6 protein-coding genes and 1 pseudogene are annotated in these 4,584 nt (G+C 72.9%); 3 read left to right on the top strand and 4 right to left on the bottom strand.

Annotated elements, in window-relative coordinates; all coding sequences use genetic code 11:
* Nucleotides 1–637 (bottom strand): annotated as a pseudogene (locus x551_RS18695) (ABC transporter permease); the annotation flags it as partial.
* Nucleotides 638–755: 118 nt separating this feature from the next.
* Between x551_RS18695 and x551_RS18690 the strand changes: the two are divergent.
* From x551_RS18690 to x551_RS18680, 3 genes are all read left to right on the top strand, one after another.
* Complete coding sequence (locus x551_RS18690; RefSeq protein WP_036235247.1) at nt 756–1,340, top strand: flavin reductase family protein; 585 nt, start codon at nt 756–758, stop codon at nt 1,338–1,340.
* Nucleotides 1,341–1,391: 51 nt separating this feature from the next.
* Nucleotides 1,392–2,039 (top strand): CDP-alcohol phosphatidyltransferase family protein, encoded by a 648-nt coding sequence (locus x551_RS18685; RefSeq protein WP_036235249.1) that lies wholly within the window; start codon nt 1,392–1,394, stop codon nt 2,037–2,039.
* A gap of 311 nt (nt 2,040–2,350) precedes the next feature.
* The gene (locus x551_RS18680; RefSeq protein WP_036250125.1) at nt 2,351–2,761 is read left to right on the top strand and encodes a GreA/GreB family elongation factor; all 411 of its coding nucleotides are present in this window, start codon (nt 2,351–2,353) and stop codon (nt 2,759–2,761) included.
* 70 nt (nt 2,762–2,831) lie between these two features.
* Here x551_RS18680 and x551_RS18675 read toward each other — a convergent pair whose 3' ends face one another.
* The 3 genes from x551_RS18675 to x551_RS18665 all read right to left on the bottom strand — a co-directional run.
* Nucleotides 2,832–3,215: an Hsp20/alpha crystallin family protein gene (locus tag x551_RS18675; RefSeq protein ID WP_036235250.1), complete on the bottom strand. Its 384-nt coding sequence runs from the start codon at nt 3,213–3,215 to the stop codon at nt 2,832–2,834.
* 31 nt (nt 3,216–3,246) lie between these two features.
* A complete protein-coding gene (locus x551_RS18670; RefSeq protein WP_036235252.1) occupies nt 3,247–3,699 on the bottom strand; it encodes an Hsp20/alpha crystallin family protein in 453 nt (150 codons plus the stop codon).
* Nucleotides 3,700–3,869: 170 nt separating this feature from the next.
* Nucleotides 3,870–4,584: PLP-dependent aminotransferase family protein (locus tag x551_RS18665; protein WP_036250122.1), on the bottom strand; the 715-nt coding region annotated here is incomplete at its 5' end.

Below are 4,584 nucleotides of genomic sequence, written 5' to 3'. Positions count from 1 at the left end.
CGCAGTCGATGCGGCTCAGCCGGCCCAGCCGCTCGAAGGCCTGCTGCGCACCGGCCAGGTCCATCAGGGCCAGTGGCGCGCCTGGCGCGCTGCTGCCGCCGGCGATGCGCAGCGTCACGAGGCGCAGGCCGCTCTGCATGCGCAGCAGGCCGTCGCCGCCGTCCGGCTTCAGCAGCGCTTGCGCGGCCGGGTTCAGGAACACCACGCCAGGGTCCAGCATCGCCAGGCGGTCGGCACCGGCGGCCGGCTCGGGCAGCAGGGTCGGCGAGAGCGCCGGGGCCACCAGCGCATCGAGCCCCAGCACCCGCAGCGCCACGCGCCGGCCCTGCGCGTCGAGCGCGTAGGTGTCCACCTCGACCACCGGCGACGCCAGCACCACCTGCGGGTGCGTGGCCACGCGGCCGTAGAGCGCCTCGTCGAAGCCGCTGCCGCTCACGGCGCGCAGGCTCAGGTCGGGCTCGCCGTTGACGCTGCGCACCGCCGCGCCGAACTCCGACAGCGCCGACGCGTTGATCAGGTGCACCGAGAACGCCAGCGCCACGCCCAGCATCACCGCCAGCACGGCGATGGCGTGGCGTGCGGCGTGGTGCCGCAGCTCGGGCCATGACAGGTGGCGCAGCAGGGGGAGCAGGCTCATCGCGCTCGCTCAGCGCGCCGTCGCCAAGCTGGCGAGGAAGCTTCCGTGGGGCTGCTGGGGCACGGTGCGCTTCATGACGGCGCCGATGCTAACGCTGCCGCCCCCGTAGACTGCCCGCATGATGCCGATGCACCCCGTCACCCTCGACCATGCCAGCCGCCTGGTCAACCACGGCCCCACGGTGCTGATCGTCACCGAACACGGAGGCCGCCGCAACCTGATGGCCGCGGCCTGGTCGATGCCGGTCGAGTTCACGCCGCCGCGCATCGCCGTCGTGGTCGACAAGAAGACCTTCACGCGCGAGCTGCTCGAGGCCAGCGGCCGTTTCGCGATCGGGCTGCCGTGCGCAGCGCTGGCCGACCTGAGCTACGCCGTGGGCAGCGAGAGCGGGCGCGAGGTCGACAAGTTCGCCCGCTTCGGCCTCCGCGCCACACCGGGTCCGGTGCTGGGCCTGCCGCTCGTCGAAGGCTGCGTGGCCTGGCTGGAGCTGCGCCGCATCCCCGAGCCGCTCACCGAGGCGGCCTACGACACCGTGTTCGGCGAGGTGGTCTCGGCGCAGGCCGACCCGCGCGTGTTCGCCGACGGGCGCTGGTCGTTCCGCGACGACAACGCCGAGCTGCACACGCTGCACCACCTGGGCGGCGGCACGTTCGCCGTGCCCTCGCGCATCGTCAGGGCGGCGCCGGTTGGCGACAGCCGCTGAGACCATCGCCGTCCCTGCAATTCAGCACTGCCCGCACTCGCCGAGGTCTGCATGCCCCACGACACACCGCCATCCAAGCCGCTCCCGCGCCACCTGTCGATGATCCGCGGCTTCCATCTCGCGGACTTCGTGACGCTGGGCAACGCCGCCTGCGGCACGGCCGGCGTGTTCCTGGCGATGCTCTACATGGGCAGCGGCGAGCTGTCCGACTTCCTGTGGGCTGCCGCGATGGCGCCGCTGGCCTTCGCGTTCGACTGGCTCGACGGCCGCGTGGCGCGCTGGCGGCAGCAGCACTCGGCGCTGGGCCGCGAGCTCGATTCGCTGGCCGACGTGATCTCCTTCGGCGTGGCCCCGGCAGCGCTGGCGTTCGCCGCGGGCCTGCGCGGCGGCTGGGACGTGGTGGTGCTGATCTACTTCGTGTGCTGCGGCGTGAGCCGGCTGGCGCGCTACAACGTCACCGCCGAGAGCCTGTCGGCCGGCGCCGCCAAGGTGCCGTACTTCGAGGGCACGCCCATTCCCACCAGCGTGGTGCTGACCGCGGTGCTCGCGGCCATCGCGTGGCAGCAGGGCGGCCTCACGGCGCCGCCGCCCGGCGGCGCCTGGTCGATCGCCGGCTGGACGCTGCACCCGCTGGTGCTGATGTTCGCGCTGTCGGGCACGCTGATGATCAGCAAGACGCTGCGCATCCCGAAGATCTGAGCGCAGCGTCCCGGTCCGCCGTCGAGGCAATACGCCCACGCCGCAGTGCGACTTGGCCGCCGTCCGTTGCGTCCCTGAGGAGGGCCGCCTAGAGTGCCGCCATGTGCTCCCTTGCCCGCACCGCCGCGCTGCGCGGACCCGCCTTGCGGGCCGGGGCGGGCTCGCGCACCCGTCTGCCGGCCGCACACCCCTAGGCCCGGCGATCACCTCCACCCCCTCTGCGCAAACCTCCGATCGCCGGGCCCCCAGCCCGCGCGATGGCGTGTGCCGGCGATGGCCCGGCACGGCGCCCCTCATCGAAGGAATGCCCCGTGGAAGTCTTGACACTCGAGCGCACGCTCACCGAGCTGGACCATGTTCGTCTGCTGAGCCTCGCGCGCCGTCAGCGGCCCGGCGTCGCTGCCGCGGCGATCGAGCCGCTGCTCGACGCCTGCACCGTCGTGCCCTCACGCCAGGTCCGGCCCGACGTGGTGACCATGTATTCGCAGGTGCTGCTGCACGACCTGGCCAGCGGCCTGCGCAGCCGGCTCACGCTCTGCTACCCGGCCGACGCGGAGCCCGCGGCGGGTTTCGTGTCGGTGCTGTCGCCGGTGGGCTGCAGCCTGCTGGGGCTGACGGTCGGCGCCGTGGCGCGCTGGTCCACGCCGGCGGGCGAGGCGCGGGCCGCCGAGGTGGTGGCCCTGCTGTTCCAGCCCGAGGCCAGCGGCGACTACGCGATGTAGCGGTCATCGCCCCGACCCGCGGGCGCCCCCGCGTGCTCCGAGGGCGCCGCATGCCGACGGCGGCGAGGTTTCAGCCCGAGGTCACGGCAATCCGCCGCGGCTGCGCGTGCGCCTGCTTGGGGATCCGCACGGTCAGCACGCCGTCCTTCAGGTTGGCGTCGATGCGCGCCGTGTCGAGCTCCCGGCTCAGCGTGAAGCTGCGCCGGTAGCGCGGCACCCGCACTTCGGCATACACCGCCTCCAGGCCATCGGGCGTGGGTTGCTGCACTGCGCCTTCGATCAGCAGCGCGTCGCCCTCGATCTTCAGATCCAGCTGATCCCTGGGCACGCCGGGCATGTCGGCCAGCAGCGTGATGCCGGAGGCGTCCTCGAACACATCGACCGCGGGTGACACGGCACGTTGCTGTTCGGTGTCGACGGCGGCGCGGGCGGTCACTTGCTTCTTGTCGCTCATGATGGGTTCTCCTGTGTGTCGTGCTGGCGCGTCACTGCACGGTGATGCGCTGGGGTTGGGCCGATTCGCGGCGCGCCACGCTGACCTGCAGCACGCCGTCGCGGTAGCTCGCGTTCACGTGTGCGGCATCCACATCGTCGGGGAGCGAGATCGCCCGGGCGAAGCGGCCGGTGCCGCGTTCGCGGGCATAGACCTGCACCTTGGGGTCGCCGGTCGGGATGCCCGGCGCGCGCTCGCCCGAGATGCGCAGCACGCCGCGGTCGAGCGTGACCTCGATCTTCGACGCGTCCAGGCCGGGCGCGAAGGCATAGATCTCCACGCTGCTGGCGGTGCGGCCGATGTTGATCGCCGGGGTCGTGCCCGCGGCGACCGAGCGGATGCTGTTGGGCAACCCGGAAACGCCGAACACGTCGTCGAGTTCACGACGCAGGCGCTCGAACTGGCCAAACAGGCTGTACGGGTGATTCAGGATCGATTCGTACATGGTGTATGTCCTCCGATGCAGGGTTGGCACCGGCAGGAGACCGACCCGCCGGCTCGGTTCTCGAAGTAGGGGCCGGTGCGGCGGTTTCAAGGGTCGGAAGCGCGGCCATGCGGAGGCCGGGCGCGCCGCCGAGGCGACCGCCTTCGACCGCGTGCGAAGGTCGATGCCTCTCAGTACGTGCGCTCGGCGATCACCGCCGCCACGGTCTCCAGCGCCTCGCGCAGCGTGTCGAAGTCCACCGAGCCCAGCGCCAGCCGGATCGCGTGCGGCACCCGCGCCGACGTGGCAAAGGGCTCGGCGGTGGACACCGAGACGCGCTCGCGCATCAGCGCCGCGGCCACCTGGTCGGCGCGCACCTCTTCCGCCAGCGGCAGCCAGACGAAGTACGAGGCCGGGTGGCTCACGCGCCGCAGCGCGCCCAGCACCTGCGCCGCGAGTTGCTGGCGCGCGCGCGCGTCCCGGCGCTTGCCGGCTTCCAGCCGGTCCACCGTGCCGTCGTCGAGCCAGCCGCAGGTGATGGCAGTCATCACGCCCGGCGTGTTCCAGGTGGTGGCGCGGATCGCGCGCTCGATCGCGCCCACCCATTGCGGCGGCGCGGCCACGCAGCCCACGCGCAGGCCGGTGGCCACGCTCTTGGAGTAGCCCGACACGTAGACCGTGGTCTCCGGTGCCAGCGCCGCCAGCGGCGGCGGCGCCTTCTCCACCAGGAAGGCGTAGGCGGCGTCCTCGATGACGAGCAGCCCGTGCTGCCGCGCCACCGCCACCAGGGCGCGGCGGCGGCTCGCGCTCATCACCCAGCCCAGCGGGTTGTGCATCGTCGGCATGGCGTACAGCGCCTTGACGCGGCGGCGCCGGCACAGCGCGGCCAGCGCGTCGGGGTCGGGG

Origin of the sequence: Methylibium sp. T29, from assembly GCF_000576205.1 — a bacterium.
GTDB lineage: Bacteria > Pseudomonadota > Gammaproteobacteria > Burkholderiales > Burkholderiaceae_C > Methylibium > Methylibium petroleiphilum.
Note: the sequence above shows the minus strand (reverse complement) of the source record. Positions and strands in the feature narration are given on the sequence as shown.

Coding starts and splice junctions, on each gene's coding strand:
- x551_RS18690 (WP_036235247.1), top strand. CDS start 756: ATGATGCCGATGCACCCCGTCACCCTCGACCATGCCAGCCGCCTGGTC.
- x551_RS18685 (WP_036235249.1), top strand. CDS start 1,392: ATGCCCCACGACACACCGCCATCCAAGCCGCTCCCGCGCCACCTGTCG.
- x551_RS18675 (WP_036235250.1), bottom strand. CDS start 3,215: ATGAGCGACAAGAAGCAAGTGACCGCCCGCGCCGCCGTCGACACCGAA.
- x551_RS18670 (WP_036235252.1), bottom strand. CDS start 3,699: ATGTACGAATCGATCCTGAATCACCCGTACAGCCTGTTTGGCCAGTTC.